General features: G+C 69.5%; 14 protein-coding genes. 6 read left to right on the plus strand and 8 right to left on the minus strand.

The annotated features are described in order from the left end of the window. Positions 1-11 precede the first annotated feature (11 nt). Both AC27L4_RS27425 and AC27L4_RS27430 read left to right on the plus strand, forming a co-directional pair. The gene (locus AC27L4_RS27425) at positions 12-1,058 is read left to right on the plus strand and encodes a stage II sporulation protein M (RefSeq protein WP_487145790.1); all 1,047 of its coding nucleotides are present in this window, start codon (positions 12-14) and stop codon (positions 1,056-1,058) included. Next, positions 1,048-1,956 (plus strand): RDD family protein, encoded by a 909-nt coding sequence (locus tag AC27L4_RS27430; RefSeq protein WP_487145791.1) that lies wholly within the window; start codon positions 1,048-1,050, stop codon positions 1,954-1,956. Before AC27L4_RS27425 ends, AC27L4_RS27430 begins: the two co-directional genes overlap by 11 nt. 3 nt (positions 1,957-1,959) lie before the next feature. Here AC27L4_RS27430 and AC27L4_RS27435 read toward each other — a convergent pair whose 3' ends face one another. From AC27L4_RS27435 to AC27L4_RS27445, 3 genes are all read right to left on the minus strand, one after another. Next, complete coding sequence (locus AC27L4_RS27435; protein WP_487145792.1) at positions 1,960-2,676, minus strand: hypothetical protein; 717 nt, start codon at positions 2,674-2,676, stop codon at positions 1,960-1,962. A 131-nt stretch (positions 2,677-2,807) separates the two neighbouring features. Further along, entirely contained in the window at positions 2,808-3,545 is a 738-nt protein-coding gene (locus AC27L4_RS27440; RefSeq protein ID WP_487145793.1) for a hypothetical protein, read from the minus strand. A 124-nt stretch (positions 3,546-3,669) separates the two neighbouring features. Then, positions 3,670-4,302 carry a YciC family protein gene (locus AC27L4_RS27445; RefSeq protein ID WP_487145794.1) on the minus strand — a complete coding sequence of 211 codons (633 nt, stop codon included), beginning with the start codon at positions 4,300-4,302 and terminating at the stop codon, positions 3,670-3,672. A 635-nt stretch (positions 4,303-4,937) separates the two neighbouring features. Between AC27L4_RS27445 and AC27L4_RS27450 the strand changes: the two genes are divergently transcribed. Both AC27L4_RS27450 and AC27L4_RS27455 read left to right on the plus strand, forming a co-directional pair. After that, a complete protein-coding gene (locus AC27L4_RS27450) occupies positions 4,938-6,887 on the plus strand; it encodes an autotransporter assembly complex protein TamA (protein ID WP_487145795.1) in 1,950 nt (649 codons plus the stop codon). Next, the gene (locus AC27L4_RS27455; RefSeq protein WP_487145796.1) at positions 6,887-11,170 is read left to right on the plus strand and encodes a translocation/assembly module TamB domain-containing protein; all 4,284 of its coding nucleotides are present in this window, start codon (positions 6,887-6,889) and stop codon (positions 11,168-11,170) included. The genes AC27L4_RS27450 and AC27L4_RS27455 overlap by 1 nt, the downstream gene beginning before the upstream one ends. Before the next feature lie 75 nt (positions 11,171-11,245). Here the strand turns inward: AC27L4_RS27455 and AC27L4_RS27460 are convergent, their stop codons facing one another. Further along, the gene (locus AC27L4_RS27460) at positions 11,246-11,854 is read right to left on the minus strand and encodes a class GN sortase (RefSeq protein ID WP_487146061.1); all 609 of its coding nucleotides are present in this window, start codon (positions 11,852-11,854) and stop codon (positions 11,246-11,248) included. Positions 11,855-11,966: 112 nt separating this feature from the next. Continuing rightward, positions 11,967-14,294, minus strand: coding sequence for a marine proteobacterial sortase target protein (locus tag AC27L4_RS27465; RefSeq protein WP_487145797.1), 2,328 nt, complete (start codon positions 14,292-14,294; stop codon positions 11,967-11,969). Positions 14,295-14,478: 184 nt separating this feature from the next. Here AC27L4_RS27465 and AC27L4_RS27470 point away from each other — a divergent pair, with 184 nt between their 5' ends. Then, complete coding sequence (locus AC27L4_RS27470) at positions 14,479-15,255, plus strand: helix-turn-helix domain-containing protein (protein ID WP_487145798.1); 777 nt, start codon at positions 14,479-14,481, stop codon at positions 15,253-15,255. A 13-nt stretch (positions 15,256-15,268) separates the two neighbouring features. Here the strand turns inward: AC27L4_RS27470 and AC27L4_RS27475 are convergent, their stop codons facing one another. The 3 genes from AC27L4_RS27475 to AC27L4_RS27485 form a co-directional block, all read right to left on the minus strand. Continuing rightward, positions 15,269-17,065 (minus strand): ABC transporter ATP-binding protein/permease, encoded by a 1,797-nt coding sequence (locus AC27L4_RS27475; protein WP_487145799.1) that lies wholly within the window; start codon positions 17,063-17,065, stop codon positions 15,269-15,271. A 303-nt stretch (positions 17,066-17,368) separates the two neighbouring features. Then, positions 17,369-17,983, minus strand: coding sequence for a TIGR02466 family protein (locus tag AC27L4_RS27480; RefSeq protein ID WP_487145800.1), 615 nt, complete (start codon positions 17,981-17,983; stop codon positions 17,369-17,371). 54 nt (positions 17,984-18,037) lie between these two features. Next, complete coding sequence (locus AC27L4_RS27485) at positions 18,038-19,240, minus strand: pyridoxal phosphate-dependent aminotransferase (RefSeq protein WP_487145801.1); 1,203 nt, start codon at positions 19,238-19,240, stop codon at positions 18,038-18,040. A gap of 170 nt (positions 19,241-19,410) precedes the next feature. Between AC27L4_RS27485 and AC27L4_RS27490 the strand changes: the two genes are divergently transcribed. Further along, positions 19,411-20,370, plus strand: a complete 960-nt coding sequence (locus AC27L4_RS27490; RefSeq protein ID WP_487145802.1) for a phosphatase PAP2 family protein — start codon at positions 19,411-19,413, stop codon at positions 20,368-20,370. The last annotated feature ends 25 nt before the right edge of the window (positions 20,371-20,395 follow it).

The following is a 20,395-nucleotide window of genomic DNA, read 5'->3' on the forward strand; positions in this document are numbered from 1 at the left end:
GCTGTCCGCCCATGACCGACGCCTCCCCCTCCGGCGACGCCGCCACCCGGCCACGGCTGGTCCTGCGCAGCGCCGAGTTCCGCAAGGGCCGCGAGCAGGGCTGGCGCCTGCTCGACGATCTGGTGACGCGGGTGGAAAAGCGCGGCATCTCGAGCCTCTCGGCCGAGGAGCTGCAGCACCTGCCCCTGGCCTACCGGGCCACGCTGTCCTCGCTCTCGGTCGCCCGCAGCATTGCCCTCGACCGCAACCTGCTGCTGTATCTGGAAAACTTGGCGCTGCGCGGCTATCTCGCCGTCTACGGGCCGCGGGCCGGCATCCTGTCGAGCCTGTCGCGGTTCCTGACCCGCGACTTCCCGGCGGCGGTTCGCGGCGCCCGCTGGCATGCGCTGGTGGCGGCGCTGGCGATCCTGGTCGGCGTCCTCGCCGGCTACATGCTGGTGGCCGCGAACGAGGACTGGTTCAGCGCCATCCTGCCCGAGCAACTGTCCGGCGGACGCGGACCGGCGAGCACCGCCGCCGACCTGCGCGACCACGAGCTGTTCGCGCCCTGGCCCGGCTTCGCCGACTCCTTCGTCGTGTTCGCCAACGCCCTGTTCCGGCACAACACCCTGGTCGGCATCATGGCCTTCGGCCTGGGCATCGCCGCCGGCGTGCCGACCCTGCTGCTGCTGGTCTATCAGGGCGTGATCATCGGCGCCTTCATGGCGCTGCACGCCAATCGCGGCCTGCTGGTCGACTTCCTCGGCTGGATCTCGATCCACGGCGTCACCGAGATCGGCGCCATCATCCTGTGCGGCGCCGGCGGCCTGATGCTCGGCGAGAAGATCCTGTTCCCCGATCGCCATTCCAGGCTGGAAAGCCTGGCGCGGCACGGCCGCACCGCAGCCGGCATCGCCGCCGGGGCGGTGCTGCTGTTCTTCATCGCCGGCGTGATCGAAGGGGGCCTGCGCCAGTTGATCGCCACCACCATGGGCCGTTTCACCTTCGCGGCGGTCACCGCCGTCCTGTGGCTCGCCTATTTCCTCTCGGGCCGCGGCAGGACCGGCGATGGCCGCTAAGCTCGACCGCATCAGCCAGCTGCTCGGCGGACGCAGCCGCAACCGGCGCGAGATCGTCACGCCGGAAGGCGTCGTGCTCGAAGTCGACGTGGCCGACCATGGCGAACGGGCGGGCGCCTTCCTGATCGACTTCCTGATCTGGCTGGCGGTGACGCTGCTGCTCTATGCGGGCCTCGCCCTGGCGCTGCTGCAGGGTGTCACCAGCGCCGTGGCGATCACGGCGATCCTGTTCATCGCCTTCATCGTGCGCAACCTCTACTTCGTCTATTTCGAGCTGGCCTGGCAGGGCACGACGCCGGGCAAGCGGCTGCTCGGCCTCAGGGTGATCGACCGGCATGGCGGGCCGCTGACGCCCGCGGCCCTGGTCGCGCGCAACCTCACCCGCGAGGTCGAGATCTTCCTGCCGCTCGGACTGCTGCTCAGCCTCTCCATCGCCGGCGAGGGCATGGCGTTCTGGGGCCAGCTGACCGATCTGGCCTGGGTGGCGCTGATCTCCTGCCTGCCCTTCTTCAACCGCGACCACCTGCGCGCCGGAGACCTGATCGCCGGCACCATGGTGATCGCCCTGCCGCGCCTGGCGCTCGCGGCCGACCTCGCCGAGCGGGCGCAGACCTACGCCTTTTCCAGCCGCCAGCTCGCCGCCTATGGCGCCTTCGAGCTGCAGGTGCTGGAGGAACTGCTGCGCCGCCCCGACTCGCCCGACACGAGGCGCCTGCTCGACGACGTCTGCACCAAGATCTGCCGCAAGATCGGCTGGACCGAGCCGGTGACGTCGGCGCAGGCGCCCGTCTTCCTGCGCGCCTTCTACGCCGCCGAGCGGGCGGAGCTGGAACGTGCCCAGCTGTTCGGCAGGCACAAGGCCGACAAATTCTCCGGCACCGATGCCGGGGCAGGCTGAGCGTCAGTCGAAGACATCGGCGGCCGGGCCGGGAGGGTCGCCGCCATCCACCGCACGCAACGTGCAATAGACGACGGCGGCCAGGACGGCGGCGATGACGAGCCAGACCGCGGCGGCGATCTGGGCGGCGACAAGGAAAACCCTGGGGTCGATCATTGATCCGGGCTGCGTGGCAAGCAGCATGCCGCTCCTGAACAGCGCCGTGGTCGCAGCCGCCATGACCTTGACGATGATCAGGAGCGCCAGGCTCTCGCGCCAATATGCGGCGCCGAGCGCGAATCCCCGATGCAGGCTCTCCCTCACCCCCAGTCCCTCGGACAAGCAGGCGGGCCCCGCCGGCAACCCGATCGCCAGGACCAGAAGACCGAGAAGGGCAAACGCGAGCCCCCACCCCGTCGGAAGCTCCAGGCCAAGACCGAGAAACATGGCGAACCGCACGACATCCGGCAAAGACAGCACGACTGTCACCGCCAGCAGCGGGACCAGGCAGCGCAGGCAGGCGGTCCCTGCTCGGGCGAGCCCGGCCGGCCGCTTGCGCATGGCCCCGACGGCCAGGACCATGGCGCTTCCCTGGACGATGAGGCCGATGAGATAGTCGAGAGCCGAGGCCAGCCAAAGAGAAAGCTGCGACACGCCGCCGCCGGACAGGAGCGCCACGCATGTGGGCAGTGCCGCCAGCCCGGCCAGCAGCAGGAAACGGCCGGCCTGCCGCCGAAACACGGTGAATGTCCGCTGCAGCGTCGCACGGATAGGCAGCCCGTCCCGCCCATTCACACGGCTATCCGACAAGTCCGCCACGCCCTCCCCCTGCCCCGATTGCCTCGTCGACAGCCGGTTTCGACCAGCCCGCCTCAGTCGAACACACCGGCGATCTGGTCGAGGTCGACGCCTTCCTTGATCGTGCGCAGGTCGTGGTAGACGACCGCGGCAAGAACGGCGTCGAGGCCGCTCCAGAACAACTGGACGACGTACTCCGACCAGGCCTGCGCAAGGACGCCGGCGAACCGCTCCACCACGAGCGACACCAGGGTCGTCGTCACGATCGCGCCGATGCCGGAGATCGCCACCAATGCGAAGACCTTCCAGCGATAATCGCGGGTCAGGATCGCGCTGCGGCTCAAGCTGGCGCCGGGGCCGAGACGTTCGATCACGCAGGCCGGAGCCGCCACCAGCCAGGCGGTGAGGGCGATCAGGCCGGGCACGAGCAGAGCCACATAGCCGGCGAGGATTCCGATCGAGGCGAGCATCGCCGCGCCCAGCAGCGGTCCGAGGCGCCCGAGGCACCTGGTGACCGACTCGGCCAGCAAGAAGCGCTGCCCGCGCATCCGCTGGAATGCGCCATGGACGACGGCGCCCTGCACGAGGAAGCCGAGGGCCATCTGCAGGGCCACGACCAGCCAAAATACCGCGTTGGTCGGGACGCCGGGCACGTCCGACAGCGTGAGCAGCAGCATCGGCACGCCGGCGACCGCGGCCAGCGGGAGGATGCGGCCGATATCCTTGCCGAACACCTCGAGCGTCCGGTTCAGCACCGCACCGATGCGAAACTCCCTTCGGACTGCGGTACTGTCATAGGCCAGTTCGGCCATCGCTCCTCCTGTCGAGCCAGCCGGCGCAGCGGCGCCCGGGCCCCAGCCTGGACCGGATCGCTCCCGCGGCCCATGCGCCGCCGTGCGATGCGGGAGCCGTTCGGATGCCCCGCAGGGGCGGAACTCAGTCGAACACGCTGATGATCTGATCGAGGCTCACGCCCTCCTTGCCCGCCCGCATCTGATAATAGATCACGGCGACCAGGACCGAGCCGAAGGCGCCCAGCGCGGCCGAGAGCGCGAAATTCAGGAGGAGAACGAAACCTCCCCCGCCGATCGCGATCATGATCGGTGCCAGCACGAGCATCGCCACCAGGGCAATGACCAGCAAGACCAGGATCATCGCGAGCAGCTTCCAGCGATGGCCGGCCGTCAGCGCGGCGCTGCGCCTCAAGCTGTCCAGCACGCCGCGACGCTCGACGACACAGGCCGGGATCGACACCGCCCACATCATCGCCAGGATCACGCCGGGGATGATCAGCAGCATTGTACCGAGCATGACGCCTATGCTGGCGAGCAGCGATACGCCGATAAGCGGCAGGAGGCGCTCGAGCCCCTTGGCGACGGAATCGCCGATGCGGAAGGACTGTCCGCGCATCTCCTGGAATGCGCCGTAAACGGTGGCCCCCTGCACGACGAAGGCCAGGAAAAACTGCAGCAGGCCGGCTCCCAATTGGGTCGCCGAGAAGCCTGGAACCGGGTCCGCGGTCAGGCCGGCCAGCAGCGCCGGTATGGCCGGCACGGCGGCCAGGACCATGAAGCGGCCGGCGCCTGACATGAACACACGAAATGCCTGGCTCAACGATCCGCCGACGCTGAAGGTCGCCGGCGCGCTGCGATAGGATAGGTCAGTCATGGTCCCCCCCGAACGGACATGTCCGCGCGTCCTGCTCCAGCCCATGCCCGAACCTTCGGCGCGAAGAGCCGGAGCATAGCCCGCAATCGCGTGATTCTGCTTATGCCGACGGGAACATCCCCGGGCGCTTGCACCCTGTGTCTCTTGCGGCAACCGACCGAGTCCGTCGCCACTTCCACGGCGGCATGTAGCGCGAAGATCCTTGCCCAACCCCAGCGCGCCCCTCGCCCTATAGTATATTAACATTTAAAAAGCATGGTAAACGAAATATAATTCGAACAAGGTTCGCACCATTTCGGAACACGTAGCACGCCACAGCAACGACAGGGAAATATATCTTATATTCATCTTTACCGTTCCAACTTAAGACCCGAATTTAACCGTTAAGGTTGATCCGGGGCGTTGAATGCGCATACTCCACCATTCCTGGGGTAGCGCTCCGGTGAGGGTTGGTGCGAGGGCGCTGGTGAATGGCGTGTTCCGGCGGACGATTGAAAACTGGCCTGCTCGGGTCAACGACAGGTGCAGTGCCGCAGATGCGTTTGCTCGGTGGGTTCGCCGCGTCGGGCGTGGTGGCGTTCGCCCTGGTGGCGGCGTTGCCGGGTGACGCCCAGGCCTTCAAGCTCTTCGGCTACAGCTTCTTCGAATCGGAGGAAAGGCCGCCCTCGCCCGACGCCCAGCCGTACAAGATCAACGTCAACGTGGCGACGCAGGACGACGGCCTCGCCGATCGCCTGCGCGGCGCCTCCTTGCTCTACACCGAACGGGAAGGCAGTCCTCCCCCGAGCACGCCGGCCTTTCTCTCCCGGGCTCGGGCGGAGTATGAGCGCATCCTCGCCGCGCTCTACGCCAACGGCTATTACGGCGGCTCGATCAACATCGCGGTGAACGGCCGGCCGTTGCCCGAGGTGCCGCAGGACGCGAAGCTGCCTCACCCGGTGCCGGTGACGATCACCGTCAATCCCGGACCGGCCTTCACCTTCGGCTCGGTGGCGATCAAGGGACGGCCGCCGCATACGGCGATGGAGGACAATCCGAAGTTCATGACGCCGGAGAAGCTGGGCCTCCTCCCCGGCAAGCCGGCCCGCTCGGAAACGGTGCTCCAGTCCGAGCAGGCGCTGGTCGACGAATGGCGCAAGCTCGGCTACCCCAAGGCGGAGGCGTTGCCGCGCGAGGTCGTCGCCGACCACAAGAGCGATCGGCTCAACGTGGCGATCGGCGTCGCCTCCGGCCGTGCGGCCGTCTACGGGCCGATCGCCGTCACCGGCACCACCGACATGGACCCGGACTTCGTGGCCCGCCAGACCGGCCTGGTGCCGGGCGAGCGCTACGACCCGGCCGAGATCGAACGGGCGATGCGGCGCCTGCGCCGCCTGCAGGTGTTCAGCTCCACCCGCATCGTCGAGGATGGCACCATCGCCCCCGACGGCTCGCTCGGCATGACGGTCAACGTGGCCGAGCGTCCCCTCCACGTGTTCGGCGCCGGAGCCTCCTATTCGACGCTCGACGGCATCGGCCTGCAGGGCTATTGGGAGCACCGCAACCTGTTCGGACAGGCCGAGCGCCTCCGGATCGAGGGATCGATCAGCGGCGCCGATTCCGCCGATCCCAGCCAATTGTCCTATCTGGGCGGCGTCACCTTCGTGAAGCCCGGCGTGTTCACGCCCTACACCGATCTCATCGCCAACGTCACGGCGTCGCGCGAAGTCTACGATCCCTATTCGCAAAACACCTATGGCGGCCGCGTCGGGCTGACCCACGAGTTCACCGAGCGCCTGATCGGCAAGGTGGCGATCAACGGCGAATACGACCAGGTCGAGGACGCCTACAACACCTACAACCCCGCCACGCAGACCTTCAGCACGCGCGACATGAGCCTGGTCAGCCTGCCGTCCGAGTTGTCCTATGACGGCTCCGACGACAAGCTGGAGCCGACGCGCGGCTACCGCGCCAGGCTTGCGGTCGAACCGTTCTACGAGTTCACCTTCGGCAATGTCGGCGCCGTGGCCCGCCTCGACGCCTCGGCCTATTACTCCATCGACAAGGACGGGCGCTTCGTGCTGGCGGCGCGGGCCGCCATCGGCTCGATCGTCGGCGCGCCGGCGGACGAGATGCCGGCCAACCGGCTGTTCTTCGCCGGCGGCGGCGGCTCGGTGCGAGGCTATGCCTATCGCAGCCTGGGGCCGACGATCACCACGGTCGACGGCAAGCAATGGGTCGTCGGCGGCCGCTCGCTGCTCGAGGGCTCGCTGGAGTTCAGGGCCAGGGTGACGGATTCGATCGGCATCGTGCCCTTCGTCGATGTCGGCGGCGCGTTCGCCTCCTCCTTCCCGGACTTCTCGCAGGAGATGAAGGTCGGCGCCGGCGTCGGCCTGCGCTACTATACCGGCCTCGGTGCCATCCGCGTCGACGTGGCCACGCCGGTCAACCGCTCGCCGGGCGATTCGATCGCCGCCCTCTATATCGGCATCGGGGAGGCGTTCTGATGGGCCGCAAGCTTGTCTTCGTCGCCGCGCTGGTGGTCGTCGCTCCGGTGACGGCCTGGACCATCGCCAATGCCCAGACCGACGATGCCGGCGAGAAGTCCTGGTTCGTCACCTATGTCGAGGACACGATCTCGACACCCGACCGCAAGATCTCGCTCGGCCGCATCGACGGGGCCCTGTCCTCGGACGTGAGCATCTCCTCCATCACCATCGCCGATCGGCAGGGCGTATGGCTGACGATCGAAGGCGCTCGCCTGGTGTGGAGCCGCACGGCGCTGCTGTCGGGACGCCTCGACATCGACCTCCTGGAGGCCAAGTCGATCACGGTAGCGCGCAAGCCGCTGCCGCCCGAGGGCGTCCAGCCCGCCTCCTCCGGCTTCTCCGTGCCGGAGCTGCCGGTGTCGCTGAAGCTGACCAAGCTCAGCGTACCCGCCGTCAACATCGCCGCCGTGATAGCCGGCCAGGACACGGTGCTGTCGGTCGAGGGCGGAGCCACGGTCGCCGACGGCGCGATGCAGACCAGCGTCGCCGTCAAGCGCCTCAAGCCGAGCGGCGGCGACCTCACCCTCAAGGCCGATTACAGCAACGCGACGCGCCAGTTGGCGCTCGACCTGTCGCTGCAGGAGCCGAAGGACGGCTTCCTCTCCACCCTGCTCAACGTGCCCGGCAGGCCCGCGCTCGGCTTCACCATCGCCGGTGCCGGGCCGCTCGACAATTTCTCCGCCGATATCGGCCTGTCGGCCGACGGCGAGAAGCTGCTCGGCGGCAAGGCGGTGCTGCAGCAGGGGCAGACCGGCCTCGTCTTCACCACCGACCTCAACGGCACGCTGAGCCGCCTGGTGCAGCCGGACTACGCCGACTTCTTCACCGGCGCCTCGAGCCTGTCGATCGCCGGCCACCAGACGGGCGATGGCGGCATCTCGCTCGACCATGCCAACGTCAATTCCGGCGTGCTGGCGCTGGCCCTGTCGGGAGCGATCTCGGCCGACGGCTTCCCGACCAAGCTGATGATCGATGGCCGCCTGGGCACCCAGGATGGTCGCGCCGTGGCTCTGCCGGGCGGAGCCGCCTCGGTCGGCGGGGCTCGCATCGCCGCCACCTTCGGCGATGGCGCCTGGACAGCCAATGTCGACATGACCAAGCTCGACGCCGCCCGCTTCACCGCGGGGGCGGCGACGATCCGGGCGGGCGGCGAGGCCAGGGATCTGGCCGACGCCGCCAAGCGCAGCGTCACCTTCAAGGTCACGGGCAAGGCCGACGGCCTGGGCTCTCCCGATGCGGGCCTGGCCAAGGCGCTCGGCAGTTCGCTCGATCTCGACGCGGGCGGCGCCTGGCAGGCCGGCCAGCCCGTCGCCATCGACGGCGTCCGGCTGTCGAGCGCTGCCGCGAAGGCGAGCTTTGCCGGCAAGCTGGCGGGCAATGACCTGACAGGCACCTACACCCTGGCTGCCCCCGACCTCTCGGTGTTCTCCGGGCTGGCCCAACGCGACCTGAAGGGCAAGGCCGACCTCTCCGCCAACGGCACGCTTGCGCTGGTCGGCGGCGCCCTCTCGCTGACCATCGACGGCGCAACCGAGAACCTCGCGCTCGGCGAGGCTGCGGCCGACCGGCTGCTGAAGGGCCGCACCGTGCTCAAGGGCGGCATCCGCCGCGCCGAGGACGGATTGCATTTCGACCAGCTCGACCTCGGCAACGCCCAGTTCCAGACCCGGCTCGACGGCCTCTACGGCGTCAAGCTCGCCGATCTCAAGGCCGAGGCCCGCCTCGCCGACATCAAGCTGATCACCGACCGGGCCGCGGGCGCGGCGGCGCTCACGGCCTCGCTGAAGGGCAATGTCGAGGCACCGGCCGTGCAGGCCGACCTCGTCGCCGAGACGCTGACGCTGCAGGGCAAGCCGTTCCGCAATGGCCGCGCCGATTTCACCGGCACGCTGGCGGGCTCGGATGTCAACGGCCAGTTTTCGCTCACCGGCGATCTCGACAAGCTGCCGGTGCGGGCCTCCGCCAAGATCGAAACCCTGCCGGACGGCACGCGCAAGCTGTCGGCCCTCGATGCCGCCGCCGGCGCCGCCAGCCTGTCGGGCGACCTCGCCCTGCAGCCGAGCGGCCTGGCCAGCGGCAGCCTTGCCGCCAACATTCCCGACATGGCCGCGATCGCGCCGCTGCTGCTGATCAAGGCCGCGGGCAGCCTGTCGGCCGACCTGGCGCTGACCGCCGAGGGCGGCAAGCAGGGCGCCGGCGTCAAGGCCCAGGCCAAGGGGTTGCGGATCGAGACCATCACGGTCGGCTCGGCCGACATCAATCTCAACGGCGCCGACCTCCTGGGCGTGCCCGCCCTGAGCGGCAAGGCCGAGGCGCGCGCCATCCAGGCCGGCAGCATCATCGTCAAGCAGTTGCAGGCGACCGCCAACCAGAGCGGCGGCAGCACCGCCTTCCGTATCCAGGGCGATCTGGCGCAGGGCTCGGTCCTGGCCGCCGGCGCAGTGGCGCCCGCCTCCGGCGGCTTCGACGCCCGCCTCGACACGCTCGACGTCAAGCAGCAGGGCATCGGCGTCACGCTGACGGCGCCGGTCACCATCACCAGCCGCAGCAACGGTATCACCATTCCCAAGGCGCTGCTGCGCATCGGCCAGGGCGGCACCGTGTCGATCGCCGGCCTCGTCGGCGACAGGCTGGCGCTCGACGCCGTCGTCACCAACCTGCCCGCCTCGCTGGCCAACATCGCCTCGCCCGGCCTCGGCGCCAGCGGCACGCTGTCGGCGACCGCCAAGGTCTCGGGCACCTCGGCGGCGCCGGTGGCCGAGTTCCAAGTGCGGGGCGAGCAGCTCTCGGCCAATGCGCTGCGCAGCGCCGGCCTGCCGGCGCTGCAGCTCGCCGCCTCGGGACGCTTCGCCGATAAGGCCGTGACGCTCGACGCCGGCGTCAACGGCGCCGGCGGCCTCACGGTCAAGGCCAAGGGCCGGGTGCCGCTGGCCGGGCCCGGCCTCGCCGTCGACGTGCAGGCTTCCGCGCCGCTGACGCTCGCCAACGCCATGCTGCGCGACCGCGCCGCCAAGATGACCGGTACCCTGACGCTGGATGCCCGGGCCACCGGGGCCCTCGACGCTCCCGTCGTCAGCGGCCGGGCACAACTGGCGGGTGCGACCTTCTACGATCCGGAGACCGGCACCAAGCTGAGCAACATGGTCGCCGCGGTGCGCTTCGACCGCGACCGGGCCACGATCGAGCGCTTCAGCGCCACCACCCAGGGCGGCGGCACGCTGGGCGTCACCGGCTCGGTCGGGCTGAAGCCCGACTTTGCGGCCGACCTCGCCATCGCCCTGCGCAAAGCGAGGGTCTCGGACGGCAACCTCGCCACGGCCCAGCTCAGCGGCGACATGACGGTGCGCGGCGGGCTGATGGCGCAGCCGACCATCGGCGGCCGCATCACCATCGAACGGGCCGAGATCACCATTCCCGAACGCTTCCCGTCCAATGCCGCCATGCTCGGCGTCAAGCACCTGGCGCCGCCGCCGGAGGTCAAGCGCACGCTGGCCAAGGCGAATGTCGGCACCGGCCGGCGCAAACCGCGGGCGAGCGGGCCGTCCAACATCCTGCTCGACCTGACCATCGACGCCCCGAGCCAGATCTTCGTGCGCGGACGCGGCGTCGACGCCGAGCTCGGCGGCCATCTCAGGCTCACCGGCCCGGTCTCCAACGTGTCGCCGGTCGGCGCGCTGGAGCTGCGCCGCGGCTCGATCAGCGTGATCGGCCAATACATCCAGCTCGACCGCGGCTCGGTGGTGCTGACGGGCGACCTCAACCCGACCATCGACTTCTCGGCAACGACGCGCAGCAGCTCGATCACGGTGACGGCCGGCATCAGCGGCCAGGCCTCGGACCCGAAGATCGTGCTGTCCTCGGTGCCGGAGCTGCCGCAGGACGAGGTGCTGGCGCATTTCCTGTTCGGCCGCAGCATCCAGGATCTGTCGCCGCTGCAGATCGTGCAGCTGGCGACGGCGGTCGCCCAGCTCGCCGGCGGCTCGTCCGGGCCGGACCTGCTCGGCAGCATCCGCAAGTCCACCGGCCTGGATACGCTCGGCGTCGTCACCGACGCCAAGGGCAACAGCGCCGTGCAGGCCGGCCGCTACATCAGCAAGAACATCTACCTCGGCGTTACCACGGGCATGGATGGCAGCACCAACGCCGCCATCAACCTCGACGTGACCAAGAACCTGAAGCTGCGCGGCGAGGCCGGGACCGACGGATCGAGGGTCGGCGTCTTCTACGAGCGGGAGTATTGAGGAGCCAGCCCCCTCTCCCGGAGGGAGATGGGCTTATCGCGCCTTGTCTCGACGACTGCCAACCGGTCCGCGTCCCTATTCCAGCAGCTCCGCCTCGACCAGATAGCGCTCCGGCCCGGGGGTCACGGCGCCGAGCGGCCAGCAGGTCGCCAGGACGAGATGGCGGCCGGGGGCCAGCGGGTCGATGCCGGAGCGGTTCCAGCGCACCACCGCCGTCCCGGTCACGCCATAGCGGAACACGGCGCCGTCGCGACGGGTGACGCGTATCTCGTCGCCCGGCTTGACCTCGTCCAGAAAGGCGAAATGCGTGTCGCGATGCGCCGCATAGACCGCCGTGCCCGACTCGCCGGCCTCGGGCGTGCCGTTGACATGGCCGGGGCCGAAGGCCAGCGCCTGGCCGCTGTCGCCGGCAAGCGCGATGGCGCTGCGGCCGAGCCGCGGCACCTCGATCTTCGCCGCCGGCCAGGAATCGAACCAGGGCCACGGCTTGACGGGGACCTTGTCGACGACGGATTGCCCAAAGGCCCGGTCCAGAAGGATCTGGGCCAGGACGGCCTTCGCATGGATCCAGGCCCCCTGCCCCACCAGCACCAGCCCGATCGCACCCAGCAGGACCGCCAGGGCGAGGCGGCCGCGGACGGCCGGTGCCGCCCCCCGCGTCAAAGGCAGGATCCCGTTGCTCAGGCCCACGGCACGTGCTCCTCGTCAGTGACCGGAGATGGATGCGAGGCTGCCTGGAAGGTCGCCCCCGCGACGATCCCCGGCCCCACGCGGGGCCGGGGGTGACGGCGAACGGCTAGGCCGTTGCCCGGTGCCTCAGGCCGACGACCAGGACCAGGCTCAGGGCGAGCAGCGCCAGGCCGGCATAGAGGCGCAGCTCGGCGTCGGTCGCGGTCTGCGGCAGTTGCACCTGGACGCTGCGTGCCGGCGAGGGAGCGGGCGCCGGCTTCGGTGCGGCGGCGATGCCGATGGAGGCATCCGCCACCTTCACCGCATCCTCCAGCCCGGCACGCCGCTGGCCGGGGGCCGCCGGCTCGCCCGGATCGGCTTCCCCACCCTTGCCGAACACCTTGTCGAAGTCCCAGCCGGCGGGCAGGTTGAGCGGCAGGTCGGCCCGGGTCAGCGTCGCGCCGGCGAGGCGGCTCGGGGTCTTGTCGACGGCGACGAGACTGGTTAGCCGGGTGACGAGGTGATGCTCCAGCGCCAGCGCCAGCACGGCCTTGTCGGCAGCCTCCGGCGTGATCTGGCGCAGGGTCTGCGACACCTCCGCATCGGCGATCTTGCGCCGCGCCCAGAGCTTGGACAGGCCTTCTCCCGGCGCCGCCCTGTCGACCGGCAGCATGACGGTCCAGGGCTGGGTGCCGATCATGCCCCTGATCTCGACGGTGCCGGCAAGCTTGCCGAGCCGGGCGGCGAGCACCAGCGGCTCGCCGCGATAGAGGTCCGGCAATGCGCCGGGGGTGACGTCGGCGCCGCCGGCGGAAAAGCGCGCCGTCAGGTTGGTGACGACCGGGCTCTCCAGCTTCTCGAACAGAGCCTGCATCCGCTCCTGCACCTGCTCGGCCGAGCCGATCTGGGTGAAGGTGCCGCGGCCGAGCTCGGCGGCACGGGTCATCAGGTAGGTGTTGGGCGCCGAACCGATGCCGACCATGAACACCCGGGAGCGCCCGCGCCCGGCCGAGATCGTGTCGAACAGCTGCTGCTCGTTGCCGATCTCGCCGTCGGTGAGGAACACCACCTGGCGCAGGAAGCCGCCGTCGTTCGGGCGCGGATCGGCCAGGGCCGCCCGCATCGGCGGCACCATCTCGGTGCCGCCATTGGCCTCGAGCCCGGCGACGAAGGCCTGGGCCTGCGCCACGTGCTCGGCATCGGCCGGCACGGTGTCGGGGAACAGCGCCGTCATGGTGTCGTCGAAGCGGATGACGTTGAAGCGGTCGGCCGGCTTCAGCCGGCCGAGGCCGTAGGCCAGACTGGCCTTGGCCTGCGCCATCGACGGCCCGCCCATGGAGCCGGAATTGTCGATGACGAAGGTCACCTCGCGCGGACGCTGCTCGGCCTCGGCCGACGCGCCGGGCGGCGGCGTCACATAGGCGAGGAGATAGTCGCCGGCGCCGACCCGCTCGCGGAACAGGCCCACGGCGGGCGTCTTGGCCGCGGCGGCCTGCCAGGTCAGCTCGAAATCACGGTCGGCCGGCACAATGCCGTCGAGGGTGACGATTCGGGTATCGGTCGCCGGGGCGTCGATCCGGACCTTGTGGAACGAGCTCTTGACTTCGCCCAGGGCGAAGCCCGCCTGCAGCTTCACGGAGATGGTGACCGGGTTGACCGGGTCGTTCTTGCGGGGGTCGAGCACCGGCGGCTCGATGCGGTCGCGATCGGGCACCGGGTCGCTGACGGTCGCGCCCCATCCGCCCTCGCCCGAGAACTCGGCGCTCTGCACGATGGCAGGGCCCGGATTGTAGCGCGGCGCCACCACCAGCGGCACGCGCAGGGAGAAGACGTCGCCCGCCTGGTGCACCGGCTCCTGATATTCCATCTGCACCAGCACGGTCTCGCCCGGACCGATGTTGGCGACCGAGTTGGTGAAGAGGTTGGGCCGCTCCTGCTCGACCAGGGCCGCCTTCTGGCCGGCAGCCTTGGCGGTCTCGTAGATCCGCTTGGCCTCCTCGCGCTTCTTGATGTCGGCGACGACGATGCGCTCGCCGATCACCATCTTCATGGTGTCGACGGCTGCGCCGTCCGGCAGCGGATAGACGTAGACGCCTTCCACCCACCCCTTGGTCGGGTTGTGGAAGATCTGCGTGACCACGGCCCGGATGGTCGGGCCGCTCACCGTCAGCTTGATGTCGGTGCCGAGCTTCGGCGCCTCGACATAGCGTTCCTGCTCGGTCCCCTGCAGCAGGAGCGTGCCGGATTTCATCTCGCCCGGCGACACGAAGCGGGCGGCGGCGGGCTCGCCGCCGCGCTCGCTCGCCTGCACCGCGGCGGCGCAGGCGAGCAGCGTCACGACCATGAACAGCATGGCGAAGACACAGACCTCGGCAAGGGCGAGGCCTTTGCGGACCCAGCCGGCAAGGCCGGGGCGCCGGACCGGCGCGGCGGTGATGGAACTGAAAGTGGTCATCTGGGTTCTCTGGACCTGACGGGGCCTGGAACGGCCTCGAATCCTTGATCGCTCGGGCTCGACCAAAGCACGAGCCTCAACTCCGGCCTTGTTCCGCAGGTATCCGCCCCATCCGCCTTGCCGCCGCCGGGCGGGTGCGGCACTGTGCGGCTTTGTGCGGATCAGTGAGGGATCGAACGCAGGCATGGCGCCGGTTGCCGAGACGGAGTTCTCCGACGAGCAGAGCCGGACGATCGCAGCCGCCGTGCGCGAGGAGCTGGCGCGCCGGCGCGTCTCCCGCCAGCGCCTGGCGGACGAGGCCCGGATCAGCATCTCGACGCTGGAGAAGGCCCTCGCCGGCCGGCGGCCATTCACCTTGGCAACGACCATCCGTCTTGAGGCAGCGCTCGGGGTCAGGCTGCGCCCGGCCGAGCCCGCGGCGTCCCCGACGGCCGGCGACGGACTGGCGCCGGACGAGCTCGGCTCCTACGCCAGGCCGGCGGTGCGCTGGATCGAAGGCAGCTACCTCACCCTGCGCCCGTCCTTCGGCGGACCTGACGTGATCTATGCCTACCGCACCGAGATCGGCTGGGACGACGAGGCCTCCGCCCTCGCCTTCCGGGAAAGCGAGCGGCTCGACACGGCGTTCACCCAGTTCGGCTCGGTCGCGGTGCCGAACCAGTCCGGCCACATCTATCTCGTCACCAACCGGCACGGCCAACACCGCCTGGTCGTGCTCGGCCGCCCGACCAATACCGGCGAGATGTACGGCATCCTGACGACGCTGCAGGCCGGCCGCGGTTCGCAGCTCACGCCCGTCTGCACCCCGATCGCCCTGGTGCGGATCGACGCGGCCGAGGACGGCCTGGCCTTCGGCCGGGTGACGGCGTCACAGCCCAGCTATGCGGCCTATCGCGCCCATCTCGACAAGGTGACGGAGGACGGATACGCGCTCTTCGTCATGGGCACCCGCCGGAGCTGAGGGCCAGTCCGGCTCAGGCGGGCACGGCCGGCGCCCTGGGCGAGGCTTCCGGGCCGCCGCGCGAAGCGTCCTTGACCAGGTGCAGCACCCGCGAGAACAGGTGCCCGAGCGTCTCCGCACGGCCGATATGGACGATCGTCGTTCCCGGCAGATCGTCGCGCAGCACCATCTGGATGCGCTGGCGGGCGTCCTCGCCGAGCCCGTCCAGCGCCTCGTCGATCAACACCCAGCGCGGCTTCTGCAGGCGCAGCCGGGCGAAGGCGAAGCGCTGCTGCTCGTCGCCGTTCAGCTCGCGATCCCAGCGTGCGTCACGATCGAGATCGGTGGCAAAGCGCTCGAGGCCGACGCGGGAGAGCGCCGCGGTCAGGTCGGCGTCGGAGAAGTTCTTGGCGGCCGCCGGATAGGACAAGGCCTCGCGCAAGCTTCCGGGCGGTATGTAGGGCGCGCGCGGCATGCAGGTGATGGCCTCGCCGCGCGGCAGGCCGATCCGGCCATAGCCCCAGGGCCACAGGCCGGCAACGGCCCGGAACAGAACGGTCTTGCCGGCGCCCGGCGCCCCGACGATCAGGACGCGCTCGCCGGCCTTGATCTCGACCGGCTGCTCGGCCAGCCGCGTCCAGCCGCTCTTGGAGCCGATCTCGACCCCCTCGAAGGTCAGCCCGTCGCCGTCGCTCTCGGCGACCTCGATGCGGTGGTCGGCCGTCTGCAGCGCGTCGGTCATCATCACGGCGCGGCGGAAGCTGGCGACGCGCAGCAGCGTCGCGCGCCAGTCGGCGATGGAGCTGAAATTGTCGACGAACCAGCGCAGCGACGACTGCACCTGGTTGAAGGCGCCCACCGCCATCATCAGCCCGCCGAAGGAGAGATTGCCGGAGAAATAGACCGGCGTCGCCACCAGGATCGGCGCCACGATCGTGAACCAGCCATAGCCGGCGGTCAGCCAGGTGAGGTTGGTCAGAGCCGTGACGAGGCGGCGCATGGCGCCGAGCACCTCACCGAGGTCGAGGAGCAGGCGGCGCTTCTCGTCCGCCTCGCCATTGGCCAGGGAGATGGCGTCGACATGCTCGTTGACCCGCATCAGCGAGAAGCGCAGGTCGGCTTCGCGGCCATAGCGCTCGGAGTTCAGCCGGATCAGCGGCCGGCCGACGCGCCAGCTGAACCAGGAGGCGGAGCCGGCATAGATCACCGCGCACCAGACCATGTAGCCCGGAATGGAAATGCTGTTGCCGGCGACGTGGAAGACGAAGCCGCTGGAGAGCGACCACAGCACGCCGATGAAGCTCACCAGCAGGATCGAGGCCTGCAGCAGGCCGATGCCGAGATCGGTGGAGAGTTCGGAGAGGTGGCGCGCATCCTCGTGCAGGCGCTGGTCGGGGTTGACGCCGATCGACCCGGCATTGGCGAGGCGGAAGGCCCGGCGCGGACCCATCCATTCGCCGATCAGGTCGCTCGCCAGGCCTTCGCGCAGCTTCAGCCGGGTCATCTGGTTGAGCCAGGTCTGGAAGACGTTCAGCGCCAGCAGGCCGCCGGCGATCAGCGCAAACACCATCAACTGGTTGAGGAAGGAGGGAAAGTCGCGGCGCGACAGGGCGTCGTAGAAGGGCTGGTTCCAGCTGTTGAGCCGGATCTGGCCATAGGCCGTGGCGACGATCACCAGGAAGATGCCGGCGCCGAGCATGAGGAGGGTGCTGCGCAACGGCGAGGCCAAGAGGGCCCGGATCATCATCAGGAGCTGCGAGGCGAGCCCGGCCTGGGCCGCGTCCGAGATGTCAGGCAGGGCCTCGGGCAGTTCGCGGGATTGTTCGTCCATGAACTCGGTCCACTCCTCGCCACGGTCCCCAAGCACTAGCAGGATTTACGGACTCCGCCGACGGGGGCGGATCCAAAATCGCGCAGACACCCGAGGTCCGGAGGAACTTCGGGAGGGAACGCATCCCGGGACGGCATGCGCCAGGGACGTCCGGCTTGCCGGCCGCGGCGGTTCCGGGACGAAGGTCCTCGATCCGGTGCCGGACTTCCCCGCTATGAAACCTGGACAGGCGCGAAAGGTTTCGGCCGGCCGGCAGCACAAGCCGTCGCAGCGGTCGGGGAGGCAAAGGAAGCGGCTGAGCGGTCAGCCCCAGCGATAGTTGAAGCTGATGCTGATGCGCTCGCTGTCGGCCTGGTTGAGCGGCACCTCGTGGCGCAGCCAGCTTTCCCAGAGCAGCAGCGTGCCGGGTGCCGGCGCCTCGTAGACGAAGGGGCGCTGGGTGATGTCGGCCCTGGCCTTGCGCGGCGGCGCCGCCATCATCAGGCCATGCCGCGGATCCTCGAACTTGAGAGCGCTCGACCCGGCCGGCGTGGCAACGTAGCAAGTGCCGCTGACGACGGAATGGGGATGGATATGGGCCGTGTGGACGCCGCCGGGCGGTAGCACGTTGACCCAGATGTCCTCGAGCTTGAGCTTCTCGCGGCCGAGATCGAACTCCAGCTCCCTGGCGAAGGCGACGACATGGCCGTCGAGCGCCTTCACCAGCTTCTTGAACACCGGATAGCGCCAGGGCAGGTCGTTCAGCGAGGCGTAGGACGTATATCCCGCATAGTTGTTCTTGCGGCACCAGGCCTGCCCGGCGGTGTCGTCCTCGGCCAGCGACCGGCAGGTGGCGTCGAGCTCGGCCAGCGGCATCGCCGCTTCGTCGAGCTCGGCGCGATAGACCTTGGTGACGAAGAGGGTCTTGGTGCTGGGCATGGCGGGGTCCGGGCCGACGATGCGCGGGCCACATGGGCCCGCGCCGTCGGAAGGTCAGCGCAGGTTGGCGCAGAAGCGCTGGATGCGGTGGCCCGCTTCCTCCAGGAGCTGGTTCGAGGTGGCGTAGGACAGCCGGAAGTTCGGCCCGAGCCCGAAGGCCGAACCATGCACCACGGCCACGCCCTCGGCCTCGAGCAGCTCGGTGACGAAGTCCTCGTCGGTCTCGATCACCTTGCCGGTCGGCGCGGTCCTGCCGATGGTGCCGGCGCAGGAGGGATAGACGTAGAAGGCGCCCTCCGGCGTCGGGCACTGCAGGCCGCGCGCCTGGTTCAGCATCGACACCACCAGGTCGCGGCGCTCCTCGAAGGCCTTCCGGAAGCGCGGCAGGTGCTCCTGCGTGCCGTCGAGCGCCTCGACCGAAGCCCATTGCGCGATGGTGCAGGCGCCGGAGGTCTGCTGGCCCTGCAACGTGTCCATGGCCTTGATCAGGGCCAGCGGCCCGGCGGCGTAGCCGATGCGCCAGCCGGTCATGGCGTAGGCCTTCGACACGCCGTTCATGGTCAGGGTGCGATCATAGAGCGAGGGCTCGACCTCGGCCGGGGTGACGAACTTGAAGTCGCCATAGACGAGGTGCTCGTACATGTCGTCGGTCAGCACCCAGACATGGGGATGGCGGACGAGCACGTCGGTGAGAGCCTTCATCTCGGCATGGGTGTAGGCCGCGCCGGACGGATTGGACGGCGAGTTGAGCACCAGCCACTTGGTGCGCGGCGTGATCGCGCGCTCGAGCTCGGCGGCGCTGAGCTTGAAGCTCTCCTCCAGCCGGGTCGGCGCGAACACCGGCGTGCCGCCGCAGACGGAGACCATCTCGGGATAGCTGACCCAATAGGGCGTCGGCACGATGACCTCGTCGCCCGGGTTGAGCGTGGCCATGAAGGCGTTGAACAGGATCTGCTTGCCGCCGGTGCCGACGATCGTCTGCGCCGGCTTGTAGTCGAGATTGTTCTCGCGCTTGAACTTGCGGGCGATGGCTTCGCGCAGCGGCTGGATGCCGGAAACCGGCGGATACTTGGTCTCGCCGCGGCGGATCGCCTCGATGCCGGCCTGCTTGATGTTCTCGGGCGTGTCGAAGTCCGGCTCGCCGACCGACAACGAGATCACGTCTCGCCCCGCCGCTTTGAGATCGCGCGCCTTCTGCGTCACCGCGATGGTGGCGGAGGGCTTGATGCGCGAGAGGGCGTCGGAGAAGAAGGCCATTGCCGGCGAGCTCCAGAGGGTGGACGGACGGGCGGACCCTTAGCCCGTTTTCACCGACGTGCCAATGGAGATGCGTCATGCCAGCAATCAAACCAAAGCATGGCGCCGGATTAACCGGGTGGCAAAGGAGCGCGTGCTAGCACCGGCCGGCATCCCGAGAGCGGCCCCCGATGATCCGCGACAGCTTCGCCCCAGCCAGCCTCGACCGCGCGATCTGGACGGTCATCGCGTTGCAGACGGCCGTCCTGGCCGCCGCCGCAGGCATGGCCGGCTTCTCGCTCGCATGGTCGTCGGCGCTCGAAGCCGCGACCGGCGCCGCCGTCATGGCAGGCCTCACCTGGTTCTATACCGCCCGGCGCCCCGACCCGCGCATCGCCGCCGGCTGCCGCGCGATGCTGCAGCTCATCGTCATGACCGCGATCGCCGCGCCACTGTCCTACATCGCCGCCAGCCTCGACCGTCCGCTCTGGGACGCGACCTTCGCACAGTGGGACACGATGCTCGGCCTCGACTGGCGGGCCTATTTCGACGCCGTCGTCACGCGCCCGGCGCTGCACGCCGTGCTCAAGCCGGCCTATGACGCGATGATCCCGGCCATCGCCGTCGCCGTCCTGGCCATGGCCGCGACCTGGCGCTTCCAGAGGCTGCAGCTCTTCGTCCTCGCCTTCACCGCGAGTTGCACCGTGGCGATCCTGCTCTCGGCGGCGATGCCCGCCCTCAACGCCTATGTCCATGCGGGACTGACCGAAGCGGACGCGCCGCAGGTCGCGCTGTCGGCGACGACGCGGCACCTGCCGCACCTCATGGGCCTGCGCGACGGGACAATGCGCGTGCTGGTGCTCAGCAGCGCCGAGGGCATCATCACCTTTCCGAGCGTGCATACGGCGGCCGGCGTCCTCCTGATTATCGCGCTCTGGCCGGTCCGGGTGCTGCGCTGGATCTCGCTCGGCTTCAACCTGGCGATGATCGCGACCACACCGGTCGACGGCTCCCATTATTTCGTCGACGTCCTCGCCGGCGCCGTCATCGCCGCCGGGCTGATGGGCCTCGGCATCGCCGCGACGCGGCGGCGCGACGCAAGGTCCGCGGCGATGCCCCTCGGCGGTCTCGCGGCCGATCCGTCGCGATAATGACACAAACTCTGCGTGACGGGGC

It is taken from the genome of Labrys sp. Lb11 (assembly GCF_057554225.1).

Excerpts from the sequence above, each read along its gene's own strand:
- AC27L4_RS27475 (WP_487145799.1), bottom strand. The coding sequence starts at position 17,065 with ATGGACGAACAATCCCGCGAACTGCCCGAGGCCCTGCCTGACATCTCG.
- AC27L4_RS27430 (WP_487145791.1), top strand. The coding sequence starts at position 1,048 with ATGGCCGCTAAGCTCGACCGCATCAGCCAGCTGCTCGGCGGACGCAGC.
- AC27L4_RS27450 (WP_487145795.1), top strand. The coding sequence starts at position 4,938 with ATGCGTTTGCTCGGTGGGTTCGCCGCGTCGGGCGTGGTGGCGTTCGCC.
- AC27L4_RS27480 (WP_487145800.1), bottom strand. The coding sequence starts at position 17,983 with ATGCCCAGCACCAAGACCCTCTTCGTCACCAAGGTCTATCGCGCCGAG.
- AC27L4_RS27485 (WP_487145801.1), bottom strand. The coding sequence starts at position 19,240 with ATGGCCTTCTTCTCCGACGCCCTCTCGCGCATCAAGCCCTCCGCCACC.
- AC27L4_RS27445 (WP_487145794.1), bottom strand. The coding sequence starts at position 4,302 with ATGGTCCTGGCCGCCGTGCCGGCCATACCGGCGCTGCTGGCCGGCCTG.
- AC27L4_RS27455 (WP_487145796.1), top strand. The coding sequence starts at position 6,887 with ATGGGCCGCAAGCTTGTCTTCGTCGCCGCGCTGGTGGTCGTCGCTCCG.
- AC27L4_RS27470 (WP_487145798.1), top strand. The coding sequence starts at position 14,479 with ATGGCGCCGGTTGCCGAGACGGAGTTCTCCGACGAGCAGAGCCGGACG.
- AC27L4_RS27440 (WP_487145793.1), bottom strand. The coding sequence starts at position 3,545 with ATGGCCGAACTGGCCTATGACAGTACCGCAGTCCGAAGGGAGTTTCGC.
- AC27L4_RS27465 (WP_487145797.1), bottom strand. The coding sequence starts at position 14,294 with ATGACCACTTTCAGTTCCATCACCGCCGCGCCGGTCCGGCGCCCCGGC.
- AC27L4_RS27490 (WP_487145802.1), top strand. The coding sequence starts at position 19,411 with ATGATCCGCGACAGCTTCGCCCCAGCCAGCCTCGACCGCGCGATCTGG.
- AC27L4_RS27425 (WP_487145790.1), top strand. The coding sequence starts at position 12 with ATGACCGACGCCTCCCCCTCCGGCGACGCCGCCACCCGGCCACGGCTG.